Genomic DNA, 17,852 nt, shown 5'->3' on the forward strand with positions numbered 1-17,852 from the left:
GCCTGGTCGCTGACGCCCCTCTCGCTGCCGCCGTCCCGGCCGCCGGGCGCCCCGCAGCCGGTCCCCGCGCCCGTCCGGCCGGCCGCCGCCCCGGCCTTCCGCCGCCCGCCCGCGCACCCGAGCGGCGAGCGGCCCCCCGCCATCCCGGCCGCCCACCTGCCCACGCACGTCGCCGTGATCATGGACGGCAACGGCCGGTGGGCGCAGCAGCGCGGCCTGCCCCGGCACGAGGGCCACCGGGCCGGCGCCCGCGCGGTCCGCGAAGTGGTGCACGGCGCGCTGGAGATGGGCCTGCGGCATCTGACGCTGTACACGTTCTCCACCGAGAACTGGAGCCGCGACAGGGAGGAGGTCGACGCGATCCTCGGCCTGCTGCGCGACGAGGTGGCCGACAACCACTTCCGGGACCTCGACGTCCACATGCGCTGGCACGGCCGCGCCGGGCGGCTGCCCACCGATCTGGCGGACCTGCTGCAGCTGCGTGAGCGCACCACGCGCGGCCGGACCGGGCTGACGCTGACGATGTGCATCGACTACGGCGGCCGGGACGAGATCACCCGGACCGCCGCCGCGCTGGCCCGCCGGGCGCGGGCGGGGCAGCTGGATCCCGACCGGATCACGGACGAGGACTTCGCCCGGCATCTGCCCCACCCGGACATGCCGGACGTGGACCTGCTCTGGCGCACCGGCAACGAGCAGCGCACGTCCAACTTCCTGCCCTGGCACTCCGCCTACGCGGAGCTGCACTTCACACCCGGCCTGTGGCCCGACACCGACCGCCGCGACCTGTGGCAGGCGGTCACGGCCTACACCGGCCGCCAGCGGCGCCTCGGCGCGGAGAGCCCGAACCCCCTGCCCCTGTAGGCGCCTTGCCCGCCGGCGGGGCAGACGGTGTCACACCGTCTCGGCCCGGGTGTCACACCGTCTCGCCCCGCCGGCCCGGCACGCGCAGCCGGAACTCCAGGCTCTCGGCGGCCTCCCGTGCCGCGGTCACCGCCTCGTCGGCGGTGTCCGCCAGGGCACGGGCGTAGGCCACCCGCGACTCCGAGTTGCGCAGTCCGTCGGTCCGCGCGCCCGGGCGGGCGGCGACGGTGACCTCCGTGACGCCGGGCCGGGCCCGGGCCTCGTCGACGCCGACGACCTCGTCGAGGACGCCGGTGGCGTCGAGCGCGGCGAACCAGATGGCCGAGCAGCGTGCCGGGCGCTCCTCGGCGAGGGTGGCGCGGATGCCCGGGAGCACCTTCTCGCCGAGGGTCTGGCGCGCGGTGCAGTCGTCCACGTCGACGCCGGTCGCGTCGAGCGTCAGCGCCGGGATCAGGTCGCCGCCCATGCGGACGTGCGTCTCGATCAGCCGCGGGCCCCGCTCGCCGAGCACGACCTCGGTGTGGGTGGGGCCGAACGCGATCCCGAGGGCGTCGAGCACCGCGGCCACATAGGTGTCGACCTCCGCGCGCACGTCGTCGGGGAGCGGCGCGGGCGACACGTGGCCGAGTTCGACGAGGGTGCCCGGGTCGGAGTACTTGCGGGTGACGGTCACGACCTGGTGCTCGCCCGCCTCGGAGAACGCCTCCACGCTGTACTGCGTGCCGTCGAGGAACTCCTCCACGAGGACACCGGTGTTGGTCAGCCCGAGGTAGCTGCCGCCGGCCCGTTCGAAGGCCTCGGCGAGCTGGCTGTCGTCCGTCACCTTGGTGACCCCGGCGCTGCCCGAGCTGGAGACCGGCTTCACCACGCAGGGCAGGCCGTGCTCGGTGACGAAGGCGCGCAGTTCGGCGAGGTCGGCGACCCGGGCGCTGGCCGTGGCGTCGACGCCCGCCTCGCGCAGCCGGATCCGCATGGCCTCCTTGTCGTGGACCAGGGAGACCGTGGCCGGGCTGTGGGCGGTCAGGCCGAGGGCCTCGGCTATGACCGCGTAGTGGTCCTGGTCCCGTTCGCCGAAGGTGCCGATCCGGGTGAAGGGGTGCCGCGCGTGCACCGCGGCCGCCATGTCGATCCACTCCTGCTCGGGTGCGTCGCCGCGCACGCCGACGACCCGGGCGTTCTCGCCGGGGGCACGGACCTTGCCGATGTAGTCCAGCTGGCAGATCACCGTCGTGGAGGTGCCCGGCCGGAGGCCGCGGATGCGGGCGGGGAAGTCGCGGCCGGGGCCGACGATCAGGACGTGTTCGGACAAGGTAGGTCTCGCTCTCTGTTCGTGAGGGACTACTGCCAGGCCGTATTCTCGTGCCACCACTGCATGGCCTCGGCCAGGAGTTTGCGGACCGACTCGGCGGTCTCGGCCCGGACCACGAAGGAGGCCGCCCCGTCCCCGACGTGCTCGACGCCGTCGCACCGCGCCCCGGGCTCCCGGAGGAGCGTCATCTCCGTCCCCGGGACGGGGCACGGCCCGGCCGGCGGCACGAAGACGCCGCGGCCGGGCGGCACGAGGACGAAGCCGACGGCGACCGAGGGGGCCGCGGGCTGGCCGGTCAGCGTGAGGGGCAGCCCGCACTGGGCCCGGAGTCCCTCGCGTGCCAGGTGGACGCCGAAGGCATGGGCGTACTGGTCGCCGACCAGGGATCCGCCCGCGCGGCTGGCGATCTCGCACAGCACCGGCACGCCGTCCGGCCCGATCCACGCCTCCAGGTGGAAGGCCAGCGGGTGCGGGGCCGCGGGCAGGGCGCTCACGACGTCCCGTGCCATGTCCCGCAGCACGGCCGTGCGGGGATCGTCGGGCGCCAGCAGCACGCTGCCGATGTGCAGTTCGTCGTGGATGCGCTCGGCGAGGCCCCCGGTGTACTGGCCGGGCCAGGCGTGCACGAGCCGTCCGTCGCGCATGATGCCGTCGACGTGGAAGAACTCCCCCGTGACGAAGCCCTCGACCATCCACTGGGCCGGCAGGTAGGGCACCTCCGAGGTGGCTTCGCGGTCCAGGAACGCCGTGACGTCCGCCGGGCCGCGCAGGATCGACACGCCCTCCGCGCCCGCGCCCAGACGCGGCTTCACCACGACCGGGAAACCCTCGGCGTCGATGAAGTCCAGCAGGTCCGTGGGGCTGTCCACGGGGGCGAAGGCGGGCACGCCGATCCCGGCCGCCGCGGCCACCTGCTTCATGACGAGCTTGTCCCGGTACGCGGTCGCCGACGCGACGTCCTGGCCGGGCAGGCCCAGCCGGGCCCGCAGCCGGGCCGCCCGGAGCACGTCGCTCTCACTGGTGCTGGCGACGAGGTCCACCCCGTACGCGCGGGCGGCCTCCTCGGCCGCCTGCTCGGCGGACCAGCTGTGGTAGGAGTCCACCAGCCGGTGCATCGGGAAGTGCTCGGCGAGGACGTCCTCAGCTCCCGCCACCGCCTTGGGCGTGGTCAGCAGGACGATCTCGTCGCGTGTGCCGTCCAGCCACTCGTGCAGCGGGCGGGTGGCGAGGGGCTGCCGGGACAGCAGCAGGATTCGGGGCATGGTTCACGTCCTCGCTCGGATGGGGGCGGTCACGGGACGCAGGTCTCCGTGCAGATGCACCAGGCTGTCTCCGGGCGCCCCGTGTCGTACGTGTTCGACGGCGCCCACCAGCAGATGGTGGTCGCCCAGCCGCAGTTGCCGGTACGGCGAGCAGATCAGCCAGCTCAGGCAGTCGTCGAGCAGCGGCACCCCGCACGGGTGCGGCCGCCAGGCGAGGGGCGGCGCGAACCGGTCGCCGGACCCGGCGAACCGCAGGGCCAGGTCCGCCTGGTGGGCCCCCAGCAACTGGATGCCGAACCGGTCGCAGGCCCTGACCCGCCCCCAGGTGTTCGAGGTCTCGGCGAGTGTGACGGAGACCAGGGCCGGAGCGACGCTGACCGAGGTGAAGGAGGTGACGGTCACGCCCACGGGCCCGTCGGCGTCGGCGGCGGTCAGCACGGCGACCCCGGCGGCGTGCGCCCGCAGCACGGACCGCAGCTCCGCACCGTCGACGGTGACCGGGTCGACGACGCTCACCGGGTGGCCCCGGCCACCGTCCGGAACCCGGGCCGCGGCAGGCCCAGGTTGGCGCGGAGCGTGGTGCCCTCGTACTCGGTGCGCATCAGTCCGCGGCGCTGCAGTTCGGGCACCAGCAGGTCCACGATCGCGTCGAGGCCGCCCGGGTGGTAGTCCGGCATGATGTTGAAGCCGTCGGCGGCCTCGTCGGTGAACCACTCCTCCAGCTGGTCCGCGATGGTCTCGGGGGTGCCCAGCAGGAAGCGGTGGCCGCGGCCGGCGGCGACCGAGAGGTACAGCTCGCGGATGGTGAGGCCCTGCCGTCTGGCCTGCTCGTAGATCATCTGCTGCTTGCTGGTGCTGCCCTCGGTGGCGGGCAGTTCCGGCAGCGGCCCGTCGAGCGGGTATCCGGAGATGTCGACCATGCCGAGCTGGTACGACAGCATGCCCAGGCCCACGACCGGGTCGACCAGGGACTGCAGCGTCGCGTACCGGTCCTCCGCCTCGGCCAGGGTGCGGCCGACGACGATGAAGGCGCCGGGCAGGATCTTGACGTCGTCCGGGTCACGGCCGTGGTCGGCGACCTGCTTCTTCAGACCGCGGTAGTAGACCTGGGCCTGGTCGAGGGTCTGCTGCACGGTGAAGACGACCTCGGCCCAGCGGGCGGCGAAGTCCTGCCCGTCCGGGGACGAGCCGGCCTGCACGATGACCGGGTGACCCTGCGGCGGGCGGGCCACGTTGAGCGGGCCCCGCACCGAGAAGTGCTCGCCCCGGTGGCCGAGGATGTGCAGCTTCTCGGGGTCGAAGTAGCGCCCGGACTCCTTGTCGTACAGGAAGGCGTCGTCCTCCCAGCTGTCCCAGAGGCCGGTGACGACCTCCATGAACTCGCGGGCGCGGTGGTAGCGGGCGGCGTGCTCGGGCTGCTTGTCCAGGTTGTAGTTGCGGGCCTCGGCGTCGGTCGCCGAGGTGACGACGTTCCAGCCGGAGCGGCCCCCGCTGAGGTGGTCGAGGGAGGCGAACTGCCGGGCGACGGTGAAGGGTTCGTTGTACGTCGTCGACGAGGTGGCCGTCAGGCCGATGTGGGTGGTGTGCACGGCGAGCGCGGACAGCAGGGTGAGCGGCTCGAAGTGGACCATGCGGCCCTGCCGGCTGAGTTCGTCGGCGTCCTTGTACTTGGTGCGCACGCCGGCACCGTCGGACAGGAAGACCATGTCGAACTTGCCGCGTTCGGCGGTCTGCACGAGCGAGCGGTAGTAGTCGAAGTCGAGGCCGCCGTCCGGGCGGGCCTCGGGGTGGCGCCAGGCGGCTATGTGGTGGCCGGGTGCCGGCAGGAAGGCGCCGAGCTTCATCATGCGGCGCTGTGGGCTGGTCACCGGTGTTCTCCCTTGCTGTGGGACGGGCGGGTGCGGACGCGGGGCCCTGCGCGAGGGTCAGCCGAGGCGGCGCACCGGGTCGCCGGCCAGGTAGGCCTCGATGTCCTCGACGGCCTGGCCGTAGTACGTGCGGTAGTTGTGCTGTGAGACGTAGCCGAGGTGGGGGGTCGCCAGCAGCCGGGGCGCGGTGCGCATCGGGTGGTCGGCGGGCAGCGGCTCGATGTCGAAGACGTCGACGCCGGCTCCGGCGATCCGTCCCTCGTGCAGGGCGGCGAGCAGGGCGTCCTGGTCGACGATGGCCGAGCGGGACGTGTTGACCAGGTACGCCGTCGGTTTGAGCAGGGCCAGTTCGTCCGCGCCGAGCAGGCCGCGGGTGCGCTCGCCGAGCACGAGGTGGACCGAGACGAAGTCGCCGGTGCGCAGCAGCTCCTCCTTGGAGGAGGCCAGGTGGACGCCGGCCTCCTCGGCGCGCTCCTTGGTGAGGTTCTGGCTCCAGGCCGTCACCTCCATGCCGAAGGCGAGACCCACCTGGGCCACCCGGCTGCCGATCTTGCCCAGGCCGAGCAGGCCGAGACGCCGGCCGTTCAGGTCGGCGCCGACGGTGGACTGCCAGGGGCCGCCGGTGCGCAGGGCGTTGTTCTCGGTGACGATGCCGCGGGCGAGACCGAGCAGCAGGGCCCAGGTCAGCTCGACCGGCGGGGTGGAGGAACTGCGGGTGCCGCAGACGGTGACGCCGTTGCGTTCGGCGGCGGCGTAGTCGATGACGGAGTTGCGCATGCCGGACGCCACGAGCAGTCTCAGGCGGGGCAGGCGGTCGAGGAGGGAGGCGGGGAAGGGCACGCGCTCCCGCAGTGTCACCGCGATGTCGAAGTCCGCCAGGGCGGCGGCCAGTTCGTCCTCGGAGGTGAAGTGCCCGGTGAAGGGGACGACCTCCACCCGGTCCTGGACGGCGCTCCAGTCGGCCACGGTGGTGGCGATGTCCTGGAAGTCGTCGAGCACGGCGCAGCGCAGCCGCATGTCAGTCCTCTCCGTGGAGCGTGTGGGTGGCGTGGACGGGGGTGGCGGTGACGGGGGCGGCGTGGACGGGGGTGGCGCCGATGCCGGGCCCGGCGGGCAGGGTGAGCGCGCCGCGGTCGATGCGGACGCCGGTGAACGGGTCGTCGCGCAGGCCGACGGGCCCGTCCAGGTCGAGGTGGTCGGCGAGCGGGGCGAGCTGCGCCATGGCGGTGGTGCCGAGGGCGCTCTCCACCTTGCAGCCGAGCATGGTCCGCAGACCGCAGGCGCGGGCGAGCAGGAGCATCTCGTGCGCTGCGGCCAGGCCGCCGCACCGGACCAGCTTGATGTTGACGCCGCTGACCCGGCCGCGCAGGCGCAGCACGTCCTCGGGCCCGCCGCAGTCCTCGTCGGCGAAGACCGGGACCGGGGAGCGTTCGTGCACGTACCGCAGGTCGTCGAGGGCGCCGGGGGCGACCGGCTGCTCCAGGAGTTCGACGCCGTGCCGGTGCAGTTCCTCGGCGACGCGCACGGCCTGGTCGCGGGTCCAGGAGCCGTTGCCGTCGACGCGGATGCGCCCGCCGTAGACCGAGCGCAGCACTCCGGCGCGGCGGCCGTCGTCCCCGGGGGTGAGTTTGAGTTTGAGCACGGGCCAGTCGGCCAGTTCCCGCGCCTGCCGGACGAGTTCGTCGTCGGGGCCGGCGCCGAGGGAGAGCGCCGTGGGCCGCAGGGGCAGCCCGCCGAGGCCGAGGAGGCGGTGCAGGGGCTGGCCGGCCGCCTTGCCCAGCAGGTCGTGCAGGGCCATGTCGACGGCGGACCGGGTGGCGGGGCCGACCGGCCCGAGCCGGTCCAGCGCGTCGCGCAGCCCGAAGGGCGTGGCGTCGGCGAGCGGCGCCGCGCAGGCGTCCAGTTCGGCCGGTACGGCGTCCCGCGCGGTGCCGAGGCCGCGCAGCCCTTCCCAGGTCAGCTCGACGACGCTCTGGCGCACCTCGGTGGTGACGCCGGTGTGGCTGACGAACGGTTCCCTGAGGGCGATGACGACCTCGCGGTGGGCGAGCCTCACCCCAGCACCTCCTCGAAGCCGGCGACCACACCGCAGGCCTGGCGGAAGGTCAGCTCCCGGAAACCCTCCGGCTCCACCGGAGCGGCGGCGTCGCGCGGGGTGCCGTCGGCGGGCACGCCGCTGCCGCTGCGGAAGCGGCCCCGCAGGTACGGCGACAGCCGGTCGCGGTGGGAGTCCAGCCAGGTCAGGGTGGTGTCGTAGGCGGCGTCGGGGCCCGCTGCCCGCACCGCGGCGAACAGCTGGGCCATGACCTCGGCGTCGGCCGGTGCCGTGCTCGGCGGGCAGAGCATGAAGGCCTGGGCGGGCAGCAGCACGAAGGCCACCGGGGCGGCCTCGTCGAAGTGGCGGGCCAGCGGGTCGGTGATGGCCCGCAGGGAGCGCACGGTGGACCGCCGGGAGAGGTAGCCGCCGCGCCGGGGCGGGCAGCCGGCCATGGCCCGGGCGCCCCAGTGCAGGTGGGTGATGAACGGGCGCTCGGGCGGGCCGGCCGGGGCGTCCGGGTGGTGCGCGTCGAGCAGGGCGAACAGCACGTTGGTGAGCTGGAGCGACATCACCGGCAGGACCGGCGGCAGGTCGCGCATCCGGGCGAAGAAGTCCGCCGGTTCCACCAGCGCCCGCACCGTGAGCATGACCGCCTCGGCGAGCGCCCGGGCCGACGGGTAGCGGTGGCCGTCGAGGACGTAGCCGCTGCCGTCCGGCCGCAGGTCGCAGCGGCCGACCTCGCCGTCCAGGCGTACGGCCTGGCTGATCAGCTCGGCGAACGCCTGGTTGCGGCCCTGCGCTGCCGCCTGCTCAAGCAGCAGGGTGAGCATGTCGGTGACGAGTGCGGCCCGCTCGGTGAGGACGGCGGCCCACTGCCGGAAGCGGTAGCCGGGCAGGTCGAGCATCCGCTGCCAGTGCAGCTCGACCAGCGGGACCAGCTGCCCGTCCGCCTCGGCCTGCACCAGGGGGCAGAAGAGGGGCTTGCCCCGGTCGCGGCGGACGAAGCGAGTGCCGTCCCAGGTGTGCAGGGGCAGAACGTGCCGCTTGCCCCGCTCGATGAGCGAACCGGGCTGGTACGCCTCGTCGCCGCCCTCGGTGTCGGCCTCGGTGCGGGTGAAGCCGTAGATCAGCGGATAGCCGTGACCTCCGCCGCAGATCGCGGTGTTGAAGTCCATCGGTCCGGAGCGGCCGGCCGCGATGTCCTCCCAGTTGCCGAGGTGGCCGGTGCGCGGCGGCAGCAGGGCGGGGTCGGCGCGCAGGGCGTCCAGGACGGACCCGACGGTCACGTCGTGCGTGCCGAGGTGCACCGGGACGAAGGTCTTCGTCCCGGCGGTGAGGGCGTCGGCTTCGGCGGCCCGGCGCAGGCCGAGCCGGTCGAGGATGTGGGTGCTCATACGGACGTGGTCTCCTGTGCGCGCAGTCGCCCCAGCAGGTACGGCAGCATGCCGCCGGCCAGCAGGACGTCCCATTCGCCGCCCGACTGCACGTCGGCGCGTGCCGTGAAGGCCCGCTCCCCCGCGGTGACCTCGACCTCGCCGGTCTCCCGGGCCCGGTCCAGGTCGAGGGCGAACTCCTCGTGGCCGGTCAGGCCCAGGCCGGCCCAGCTCTGCCCGGCGGGCAGCAGCAGCGGCAGGATGCCCATGGCGCACAGGTTGGTGCGGTGGATGCGCTCGTAGCTCTCCGCGAGGACCGCCCGCACGCCGAGCAGCCAGGGCCCCTTGGCGGCCCAGTCCCGGGAGGAGCCCATGCCGTAGCTGCGGCCGGCCAGCACGATCAGCGGGGTGCCGGAGTCGGCGTACCGCCGGGCGGCGTCGAAGACGGGCAGCCGTTCGCCGCCGGGCAGGTGCAGCGTGTCGCCGCCGCTGTCGCCGTCGTCGCCGAGCAGGAAGTTGCGCAGCCGGGGGTTGCTGAAGGTGCCGCGCGCCATGACCTCGTGGTTGCCGCGCCGCGAACCGTAGGAGTTGAAGTCGCGCACGCCGCGTTCGAGGAGGTAGCGGCCCGCGGGCGAGTCCGCGGGGATGGCGCCGACCGGGGAGATGTGGTCGGTGCTGATGTCGTCGCCGAGGGCGACCAGGGCGCGGGCCCCGGACAGGGAACGCAGGCCGGGGGCCGGGTCGGCGTAGGCGGGGGGCCGGATGTACGTGGACTGCGGGTCCCAGGCGAAGACCTCGCCGTCCGGGGCGCCGATGGCCTCCCAGGCCGGGGCCGGTGCCGGGTCGTGCGTGAACATCTCGGGCGCGATGAACCGTTCCTCCAGTTCCCGCAGTTCGCCGTGGTGCGGCCACAGGTCCCGCAGGTGGACGGGGTGGCCCTCGGTGTCCGTGCCGAGCGGCTCGTTCTCCAGGTCGGCGCGGACGGTGCCGACCAGGGCCAGCGCGACCACCAGGGCCGGGGAGGCGAGATAGCCCGCGCGGACCTGGGTGTGGACGCGGGCCTCGAAGTTGCGGTTGCCGCTGAGCACTGCGGCCACGGTCAGCCCCAGGCGCTCGACGTCCTCGCCGACGCCCGGGTTGAGCGGGCCGCTGCCGCCGTTGCAGGTCATACAGCCGTATCCGACGACGTGGAAGCCCAGTTGCTCCAGATCGCCGAGCAGGCCGGACTCCGCCAGGTAGCGGGTGACCGCGCGGGAGCCCGGGGCGAGACTCGTCTTGACGTGTGCGGGCACGCTCAGCCCGCGTTCCACGGCCCGGCGGGCGAGCAGTCCGGCGGCCAGCATGGCCTTCGGGTTGGAGGTGCTGGTGCAGGACGTGATGGCCGCGATGACCAGGTCACCGTCGGAGACGACGTCACCGCTGCGCGGCTCGCCCCCGTGCAGGTCCGCGAAGGAGGCGGGCAGTTCGCCGAGGCCGATCCGCTGGTCGGGCCGGCTGGGCCCGGCCAGCCCCGGGCCGACCTCGCCCAGGTCGAAGTCGATGGTCCGCCCGAAGACGGGGGCGGTGTCCGTGCGCAGCAGCCGCTGCCGCACGCAGTAGTCCCGCACCCGGGCCACGTCGGCGTCCGTGCGGCCGGTGCGGCGCAGGTAGTCCAGCGTCTCCTCGTCGACGGGGAAGAACGCGGTCATGGCGCCGTACTCGGGTGCCATGTTGGCGATGGTGCACCGGTCGGGCGCGGTGAGCTCGGCGACACCGGGGCCGGTGAACTCCAGCATCACGGCGCGTACGTTCTCGGCGCGCAGCCGGCGGGTCAGGGCGAGCACCACGTCGACGGGCGAGGTGCCGGGGCTGACCGCGCCGGTGAGGCGGACACCGACGATCGGGGGCAGGGTCAGCGACTGGGCGAGGCCCAGCATCTGCGCCTCGGCCTCCAGGCCTCCCACGCCCCAGCCGAGCACGCCGAGGCCGCCCACCATCGTGGTGTGGCTGTCGGTGCCGAGGACGGTGTCGGGGTGGGCGATGCCGTCCGGGCCCTGCGCGACGACGGTGGCGAGCCGCTCCAGGTTGACCTGGTGGACGATGCCCTGGCCGGGCGGGATGACGCGCAGCCCGTCGAACGCGCCCTCGGCCCATTTGAGGAACGCGTAGCGCTCCTGGTTGCGGGACATCTCCAGCGCCTCGTTGAGGCGGAGTGCGTCCGGGCGCCCGGCCCAGTCGGTCTGCACGGAGTGGTCCACGACCACGTCGATGGGGAGCGCGGGGTTGACCCGGCCCGGTTCGGCGACGCGGTCGCGCAGGGCGGCCAGGTCGACGAGCAGCGGGATGCCGGTGTAGTCCTGCACGAGGATGCGGGCGGGCCGGAACGGCATCTCCAGGCCGGGCTCCTCGCCGAGCGCGAGGCGCTTGCCGAGCACCTCGGCCTGCGCCGGGTCGCCGCTCCGCAGCAGGGACTCGATCAGGACGCGGCCCGTGTACGGGACGGCGCCGAGGTCGAACCCGCGCTCCGCGGCGAAGCCGGGCAGCGAGGGCTCGGCGGCCGGCTCGGTGGCCGGCACGGCAGGTGCGGTGGAGGTCATCGGTCGTACGCCTTACGGTAGGTGCGCCCGTGCGGTCCCACGTAGGTGAGCAGCGGCCGGATCAACACGTTGTTGGACTGCTGTTCCAGGGCCTGGGCGACCCAGCCGGGGGTGCGGCCGACGACGAACAGCGGCACGGCGAGGTCGTCCGGCAGGCCGAGCAGCCGGTAGGCGAGCCCCGCGTAGAGGTCCACGTTGGGGGCGACGCCGTGCCGGCCGTACGGGCGCATCGCGGTGGCGACGGCGTCGAGGATGTCGAGGCCGGAGGTGTCGCCCCGCTCCTCGCTCAACTCCACGACGGTGGAGCGCAGATGGCGTACGCGCGGGTCCTCGGTGCGGTAGACGCGGTGGCCGAAGCCCATCACGGGCTCGCCCCGGGCCTGCAGCGCCGCCACGTGCGCCGGGGCGTTCTCGACGGAGCCGACCTCTTCGATGAGGCCGACGACGCGCTCGGCGGCGCCGCCGTGGACCGAGCCCGCGAAGGCGGCGACGGCGGCGGTGATCGCGGCGGTCATGCCGGCGCGGCAGCCGATGGCGACACGGGCGGTGAACGCCGAGGCGTTGGAGCTGTGGTCGGCGTGGACGATGAAGCCCTTGTCGATGAACCGCACCGCGGCCGGGGTGGGCCGCTCGCCGAGCAGGACGGTCAGGAACGCCTCGGCGTGGGAGGCGTCCTGCGGCGGCTGCACCGGTTCGCGGCCGGTGCGCAAGGCGTGGTGGGCGGCGACGATCATCGGTATGCGGGCGATCAGCGAGACGCCGGTCTCCAGGGCCTCGGCGTAGCTCTCGTCGGTGCCGGGGGGCCGCTGCGGGCCGAAGGCGCCCAGCGCGGAGACGCAGGTGCGCAGCGCCTCCATGGGGTGGGCGTGCGCGAGGGAGCGGAGCAGGCCGAGGACGGGCTCGGGCAGGACGCGGGCGGCGCGCAGCTGTTTACCGAAGCTCTCCAGGGCGGCGGCGTCCGGGAGTTCGCCGTGCACGAGCAGGTGCGCGACCTCCTCGAACGAGGAGTGCTCGGCCAGGTCGTGGATGCTGTAGCCGCGGTACTCGAGGACGCCCTGGGCGCCGTCGATGTGCGTGACGGCGGTCTGGTCGAACACGACGTTCTCCAGGCCGCGGTGCACGGCCGGGCCGTCCGGCCGCCCGGGGGCGGTCGCGGGGACCCCCGCGTCCCCGCGGCCGGCCCGGGTGGCCGGGGCGGCGGCGAACGCGCGGACGGCGGCCACCGAGCGGAGCCCGAGCGTCAGCTCGTCGTCGATCTCGACGCCGTACTCCTGCTCGATGGCGACCAGCAGCGAGACGTGGCCGAGCGAGTCCCACTCCCTGATCGACTGGTAGGCGAGCGTGTCCGTGACACGGTCCTCGGTGATGCCGAGGGCACGGGCTATGAGCTGGTCGACGTTGCTCACGATTCCCTTTCTTCGGTGGAGGTCAGGCGTTCGTCGAGGCGTCGGCGCACGGCCCGGCGGTCGATCTTGCCGTTGCCGTTGACGGGCAGCTCGTCGACGACGTGCACCGAGCGCGGCACCATGTAGGGGGGCAGCGCGGCGTCGCAGGCCGCGGTCAGCGCGGCGGGGTCCGTGCCGCCCGTGACCACGGCGCCGACGGTGTCCGCGTCGGGCCACAGCAGGGCGACGGCCTCGACGGCACCGGCGCGGCGGAGCACGGCCTCGATCTCGCCCAGTTCGACACGGTGGCCGCCGACCTTGACCTGCTGGTCGTTGCGGCCGAGGCAGACGTACTCGCCGTCCTGGAGACGCACCAGGTCTCCGGTGCGGTAGTAGGCCCGGCCCCGGTAGGCGAAGTAGCGCTGCGCGGTGATCTCGGGGGCCCGCCAGTAGCCGGGTGTGGTCTGCGCCCCGGCCACGCAGAGCTCGCCCGTCTCCCCGTCGGGCACGGGCTGCAGCTCGTCGTCCACGACCAGGGTGTGCAGGCCCGGGTAGGGCCGGCCGATCGGCACGTTGTCGTGCACGCAGGCGGCGGGGCTGGTGGCCGGGTCCCAGCGGTGCACGGTGCAGGCGATGGTGAGTTCGGTCGGGCCGTACAGGTTCTCCACGACCGAGTCCGGGGCCGCGGCCTGCCAGGCCTCGGCGGTGGCGCGGGGCAGTGCCTCGCCGCAGAACAGGCTCCAGCGCAGGGTGGGCATGGTGCCGGGCCGCAGCGCTCCGCGCCGGCGCAGCATGGCGGCGACCGACGGCACGGAGAACCACACCGTGATCCCGTTGCGCTCCAGGTACTTGAAGGGCGCCAGGATCTCGATGGGGTCCATCGCGCAGACCCGCGCGCCGTTCTCCCAGGCCATGAACAGGTCGAAGACCGACAGGTCGAAGGTCTGGTCGAAGGTCTGCGTGAGCCGGTCGTCGGGCGTGAGCCGGTACCGCTCCTGGTTGGCGGCGAGGAACGCGCGCACGTTGCCGTGGGTGACCGGGACGCCCTTCGGGGCGCCGGTGCTGCCCGAGGTGAACAGCAGGTAGGCGATGTCGTCGGGCGACACCTCCGGCAGCGTCTCCAGCGGTGCGGCCACGGCCAGGTCCATGGCGTCCACGACCCGTACGTCCCCGAGGTCGCCGGCCTGGCTGCGGACGACGTCGGGCAGCAGGACGACGGGTTTGCGCGGCAGCCCGCGCAGCAGCCCGGCGAGGGCGGGCAGTGCGGTGGAGTCGGCGATCAGGGCGTCGACGTCGGCCCGCTCCAGCATGGTCCGGGTGCGCTCGGCGGGGAACTTGGGGTTCAGCGGCACGAAGGCGGCACCGGCGAACAGCGCGGCGGCGACGCCCAGGTACGAGGCCTCGCTGCGGTGGGCGAACACGCCGACGCGCCGGGGCCGGCCGCCGGCCGCCTCGACCAGCCGGGTGGCCCAGCGGCGTGCGGTGGTCGCGGTCTCCTCGTAGGTGTAGCCGCGGCTGCCGATGGTCAGAGCGATGCCGTCGGGCAGGATGCGCGCGTGGTGGAGGAGGCCGGCACCCAGGCGCGCATGCAGTGCTGTGGTCATGTCGATCCAACTCATCGGTGACTGGACCCGACTGACGCTAGCCATGCGGCTTCCCGGCGGCGCGTTTGTGCGCGCTGAATCCCTAAACACCCGTGAGTTGAGAAAAATGCGTTCTGCTCATTTGCCGCACGGCGGGTTCCGGCCGGTTTCCGCGCACGCGAAACAGCGGTGTGCTCCGGAGGGCCGCTCCGGAGCACACCGCTGCCGCGACGTGGGAAAAGGGGTCGGTCAGGCGGTGAATCCGCCCTCGCTCAGCGCCTTGTCGATGCGGGCGCGGTGGTTGGCCTCCCAGTCGTCGAGCGACTCCTCGGCCTCCTTGGCCAGCTTCGCCCGGGCCGCCGTGAGGATCTCGTCCTGGCGGGCGGCGGGGGTGACGACGATGCCCTCCTCGTCGGCGACGACGATGTCGCCGGGGTGGATGAGCACCCCGCCGACCCGGGCCGGTTCACCGAGCGCGCCGACCTTCTTCTTGGTGCCGGGGATCGGGATGACGCCGCGCGAGAAGACGGGGAAGCCCGCCTCGCGCACCTCGCCGAGGTCGCGGATGACACCGTCGACCACGAAGGCCGCGACACCCCGGCGCTGGGCGACGGCGCACACGTTGCCGCCGGCCAGCGCGTAGTCCACGTCGCCCGACTCCACGACGATGACGGAACCGGGCTCGGCACGGTAGATCGCGGCGTGCAGCATCAGGTTGTCGCCGGGCTCGCACCGCACGGTGTAGGCGGGGCCCGCGACGCGGGGCGAGTTCCACAGCGGGCGGATGCCGGTGTCCATGACCTGCGCGCGGCCGAGCAGGTCGGCGAGGGTGGTGGGGGGAACGTCCTTGAATGCGTTGTCCATTGCTTCCTCTGTCTCGGTGTCGAGGTGTCCCGGTCGCGGAGCGGTCAACGGCCCGGCGTCGCGTCCTTCTCCGGGCTGTAGAAGTGCTGATCCCAGGTGGCACCTCCGTCGGAGGTCGACAGTACGGTCCCTTCGTCCCCGACGATCCATGCGTCCCGTTCGGTCAGGGCCCGTACGTTCCACAGGGACATCCCGGTGCCCGTGGTGCCGGTCCGCCAGGTCGTGCCGCCGTCGTGGGAGGTCATGACGGTGTCGCTGCGGCCGACCACGCGGCCGGTCCTGCCGTCCGGGGTGAAGTGCACGGCGGTGAAGTTCTGCCGGGTGGGGCTCTCGCGGCGCTCCCAGGTGCGGCCGCCGTCGCCGGTGTGCAGGACGGTGCCGCGGTGCCCGACGGCCCAGGCCGTGGTGGTGTCCACGGCGTGGACGTCGATCAGGTCGTCGGTGCCGCCGCTGTCCTGTGCCTCCCAGGTGGCGCCGCCGTCCCGGGTGGCGAAGACGCTGCCGCCGGTTCCGACGGCCCAGCCGGTGCGGTCGTCGGCGAAGTCCACCGCCCACAGGGCGCAGTCGGTGGCCGGGAGCCGCTGGTGCGTCCAGGTGGTGCCGCCGTCCCGGGTGCCGAGGACGGTGGGGCCGTCTCCGACGGCCCAGCCGGTCCGGGCGTCGGGGCGGACGTGGACCTCCAGGAGGTCCTTGGCGCTGCCGCTGGGCTGCTGCCGCCAGGACCGGCCGGCGTCCTCGGTGACCAGGATGGTCCCGGCCCGGCCGACCGCCCAGGCGGTGTCGTGGCCGGCCGGGGAGACGGAGTAGAGGTTCGCGGCCGTGCCGCCGGGCTGCGGCGCCCAGCGGCGTCCGTCCCGGGTCGCCAGCACGGTGCCGCCGTCGCCGACCACCCAGCCGTCCCGGCCGCCGGGGAAGAGGTGCACGCCGTACAGGTTGCGTCCCGTGCTGGCGATGTGGGAGGACCAGCTCGCGCCCTGGTCGGCGGTGGCGACGACGGAGCCGCCGTCGCCCACGGCGCACACCTGCTCGCCCTCGGACTGCGCCCAGACGGCTTTCAGGTTGTCGGCGATGCCGCTGTCCTGCGCCTCCCAGGTGACGCCGCCGTCCTTGGTCGCGCGTACGGTGCCGCCGTCGCCGACCGCCCAGCCGCGCTCCCCCGAGGCGGTGAACGCGACGCCCCACAGGCTCACGCCGGTGCCGCTGTCCCGGGTCTGCCAGGTGAGGCCGCCGTCCTGGGTGGCCAGTACGGTGCCACAGCGGCCGACGGCCCAGGCCGTGCCGTCCGGGCCGGCGTGGACGCGGGTGAGGGTGGCGGAGGCTCCGGAGGTCTGGCCCCGCCAGGTGGCGCCGCCGTCGTCGGTGGCGAGGATGGTGCCCCCGCCGCCGACCGCCCAGCCCCGCTCGCCGGCGAAGTGCACGCTCAGCAGCGGGACGTCGACGCCCGTCTCCCGCCGGTGCCAGGTCCTGCCGCCGTCCTCGGTGGCCAGGAGCAGGCCGGCGTCGCCGACCGCCCAGCCCCGCTCGCCGGCGATGTGCACGCTCAGCAGCGGGACTTCGGTACCGGTGTCCCGCCGGTGCCAGGTCGTGCCGCCGTCGTCGGTGGCCAGGAGGAGGCCGGCGTCGCCGACGGCCCAGCCGTGCCGGGCGTCGGCGCGGAAGGCGACGTCCCACAGCTGCTCGCCGGTGCCGGTGTCGGCCACCTGCCAGGTGCCGCCGCCGTCCGTGGTGACGGCGAGCAGGCCGTCCCGGCCGACGGCCCAGCGGGCGGTGCCCGCGCCGTGCACCGCGACGAGGTCCTTGTGGATGCCGCTCAGTTGCGGGGTCCAGCTCTCGCCGCCGTCCGGGGTGGCGAGGATGAGGCCGGAGTCGCCGACCATCCAGCCGTGCCGGGTGTCGGGCAGGAACGCGAGGGACACCACGTCCTTGGCCGTGCCGCTGGACTGCGGGGACCAGGTGCGGCCGCCGTCGTGGGAGGCGAGGACGACGCCGTCGTCGCCGGAGGTCCTGACCTCGCGGCCGTCCGGCGCCGCCCAGAGCCCGTACAGATCGAGGCCGGTGCCGCTGTCCGCCCGCGTCCAGGTGGTGCCGCCGTCCGCGGAGCGCAGCACGGTCCCGGAGCGGCCGACGGCCCAGCACAGTTCGGGCGACACGGCGTAGATGCCCCGCAGGTCGACCTCGGTTCCGCTGCGCTGGACGACCCAGGTCGCGCCCGCGTCGGTGGTGGCGTGGATGCTGCCCCGCTTGCCGATGATCCAGGCGGTCTTCTCGTCCAGCGTGAAGCAGCGGGTGAAGTGGGTGCCGTCGGAGAACTGCCGCTGCCAGGTCACCCCGCCGTCCAGCGAGACGAGGATGGTGCCGCTGTCGCCGACGGCCCAGCCGGTGCGCCCGGCGGGGTCGAAGGAGATGCCGTACAGGTTCCGGTCCGTGTCCGTGCTGCGGCGCTCCCAGGTCCGGCCGCCGTCCGTGGTGTGCAGGACGACGCCGTCGCGGCCCGCTGTCCAGCCGCGCCGGGTGTCGGCGAAGCAGACCGCGCGCAGGTCCTTGTCGGTGCCGCCCTGGGCGTGCCAGCGCCGGCCGCCGTCCGTGGTGCCGAGGATCATGCCGCCGTCGCCGACGGCCCAGCCGTGGCGCTCGTCCACCAGGCAGACGCCTTGGAGGTTGACGCTCCGCGGAGCAATGGTGCAGGTCATGGGTGACACCTCGTGGGGTGAGGGACGTGGGAGGGGCCTG

Annotated in this window: 13 protein-coding genes; 1 reads left to right on the forward strand and 12 read right to left on the reverse strand. The window is 74.1% G+C overall.

Translation table 11 applies throughout. The annotated features are described in order from the left end of the window. Window positions 1–864, forward strand: an 864-nt coding sequence (gene uppS / locus CHR28_RS25905; protein ID WP_218829477.1) for a polyprenyl diphosphate synthase, incomplete at its 5' end; no start/stop codon positions are given. A gap of 52 nt (window positions 865–916) precedes the next feature. On the opposite strand, the gene CHR28_RS25910 is transcribed toward uppS, so the two are convergent. From CHR28_RS25910 to CHR28_RS38835, 12 genes are all read right to left on the reverse strand, one after another. After that, window positions 917–2,173 carry an ATP-grasp domain-containing protein gene (locus CHR28_RS25910; RefSeq protein ID WP_094056104.1) on the reverse strand — a complete coding sequence of 419 codons (1,257 nt, stop codon included), beginning with the start codon at window positions 2,171–2,173 and terminating at the stop codon, window positions 917–919. Between the two features lie 29 nt (window positions 2,174–2,202). Further along, on the reverse strand, window positions 2,203–3,435 hold the full coding sequence (locus tag CHR28_RS25915; protein ID WP_094056105.1) for an ATP-grasp domain-containing protein: 1,233 nt from the start codon (window positions 3,433–3,435) through the stop codon (window positions 2,203–2,205). A 3-nt stretch (window positions 3,436–3,438) separates the two neighbouring features. After that, window positions 3,439–3,951, reverse strand: coding sequence for a flavin reductase family protein (locus tag CHR28_RS25920; RefSeq protein WP_094056106.1), 513 nt, complete (start codon window positions 3,949–3,951; stop codon window positions 3,439–3,441). Next, on the reverse strand, window positions 3,948–5,303 hold the full coding sequence (locus tag CHR28_RS25925) for an LLM class flavin-dependent oxidoreductase (protein WP_094056107.1): 1,356 nt from the start codon (window positions 5,301–5,303) through the stop codon (window positions 3,948–3,950). The genes CHR28_RS25920 and CHR28_RS25925 overlap by 4 nt, the downstream gene beginning before the upstream one ends. A gap of 57 nt (window positions 5,304–5,360) precedes the next feature. Further along, window positions 5,361–6,320 (reverse strand): D-2-hydroxyacid dehydrogenase family protein, encoded by a 960-nt coding sequence (locus CHR28_RS25930; RefSeq protein WP_094056108.1) that lies wholly within the window; start codon window positions 6,318–6,320, stop codon window positions 5,361–5,363. 1 nt (window position 6,321) lies between these two features. Beyond that, a complete protein-coding gene (locus CHR28_RS25935; protein WP_094056109.1) occupies window positions 6,322–7,359 on the reverse strand; it encodes an enolase C-terminal domain-like protein in 1,038 nt (345 codons plus the stop codon). Then, window positions 7,356–8,735 (reverse strand): DUF6025 family protein, encoded by a 1,380-nt coding sequence (locus CHR28_RS25940; protein WP_094056110.1) that lies wholly within the window; start codon window positions 8,733–8,735, stop codon window positions 7,356–7,358. Before CHR28_RS25940 ends, CHR28_RS25935 begins: the two co-directional genes overlap by 4 nt. Next, the gene (gene acnA, locus CHR28_RS25945) at window positions 8,732–11,290 is read right to left on the reverse strand and encodes an aconitate hydratase AcnA (RefSeq protein WP_094056111.1); all 2,559 of its coding nucleotides are present in this window, start codon (window positions 11,288–11,290) and stop codon (window positions 8,732–8,734) included. The genes CHR28_RS25940 and acnA overlap by 4 nt, the downstream gene beginning before the upstream one ends. Beyond that, window positions 11,287–12,696, reverse strand: coding sequence for a citrate/2-methylcitrate synthase (locus tag CHR28_RS25950; RefSeq protein WP_094056112.1), 1,410 nt, complete (start codon window positions 12,694–12,696; stop codon window positions 11,287–11,289). The genes acnA and CHR28_RS25950 overlap by 4 nt, the downstream gene beginning before the upstream one ends. Beyond that, window positions 12,693–14,279: an amino acid adenylation domain-containing protein gene (locus CHR28_RS25955; protein ID WP_094056113.1), complete on the reverse strand. Its 1,587-nt coding sequence runs from the start codon at window positions 14,277–14,279 to the stop codon at window positions 12,693–12,695. The genes CHR28_RS25950 and CHR28_RS25955 overlap by 4 nt, the downstream gene beginning before the upstream one ends. Window positions 14,280–14,507: 228 nt before the next feature. Beyond that, a complete protein-coding gene (locus CHR28_RS25960; RefSeq protein WP_094056114.1) occupies window positions 14,508–15,122 on the reverse strand; it encodes an RraA family protein in 615 nt (204 codons plus the stop codon). A 44-nt stretch (window positions 15,123–15,166) separates the two neighbouring features. Then, window positions 15,167–17,812 (reverse strand): YCF48-related protein, encoded by a 2,646-nt coding sequence (locus tag CHR28_RS38835; protein ID WP_094056115.1) that lies wholly within the window; start codon window positions 17,810–17,812, stop codon window positions 15,167–15,169. Window positions 17,813–17,852: the final 40 nt, after the last annotated feature.

The organism is Streptomyces sp. XY006, from assembly GCF_002237655.1.
Lineage (GTDB): Bacteria > Actinomycetota > Actinomycetes > Streptomycetales > Streptomycetaceae > Streptomyces > Streptomyces levis.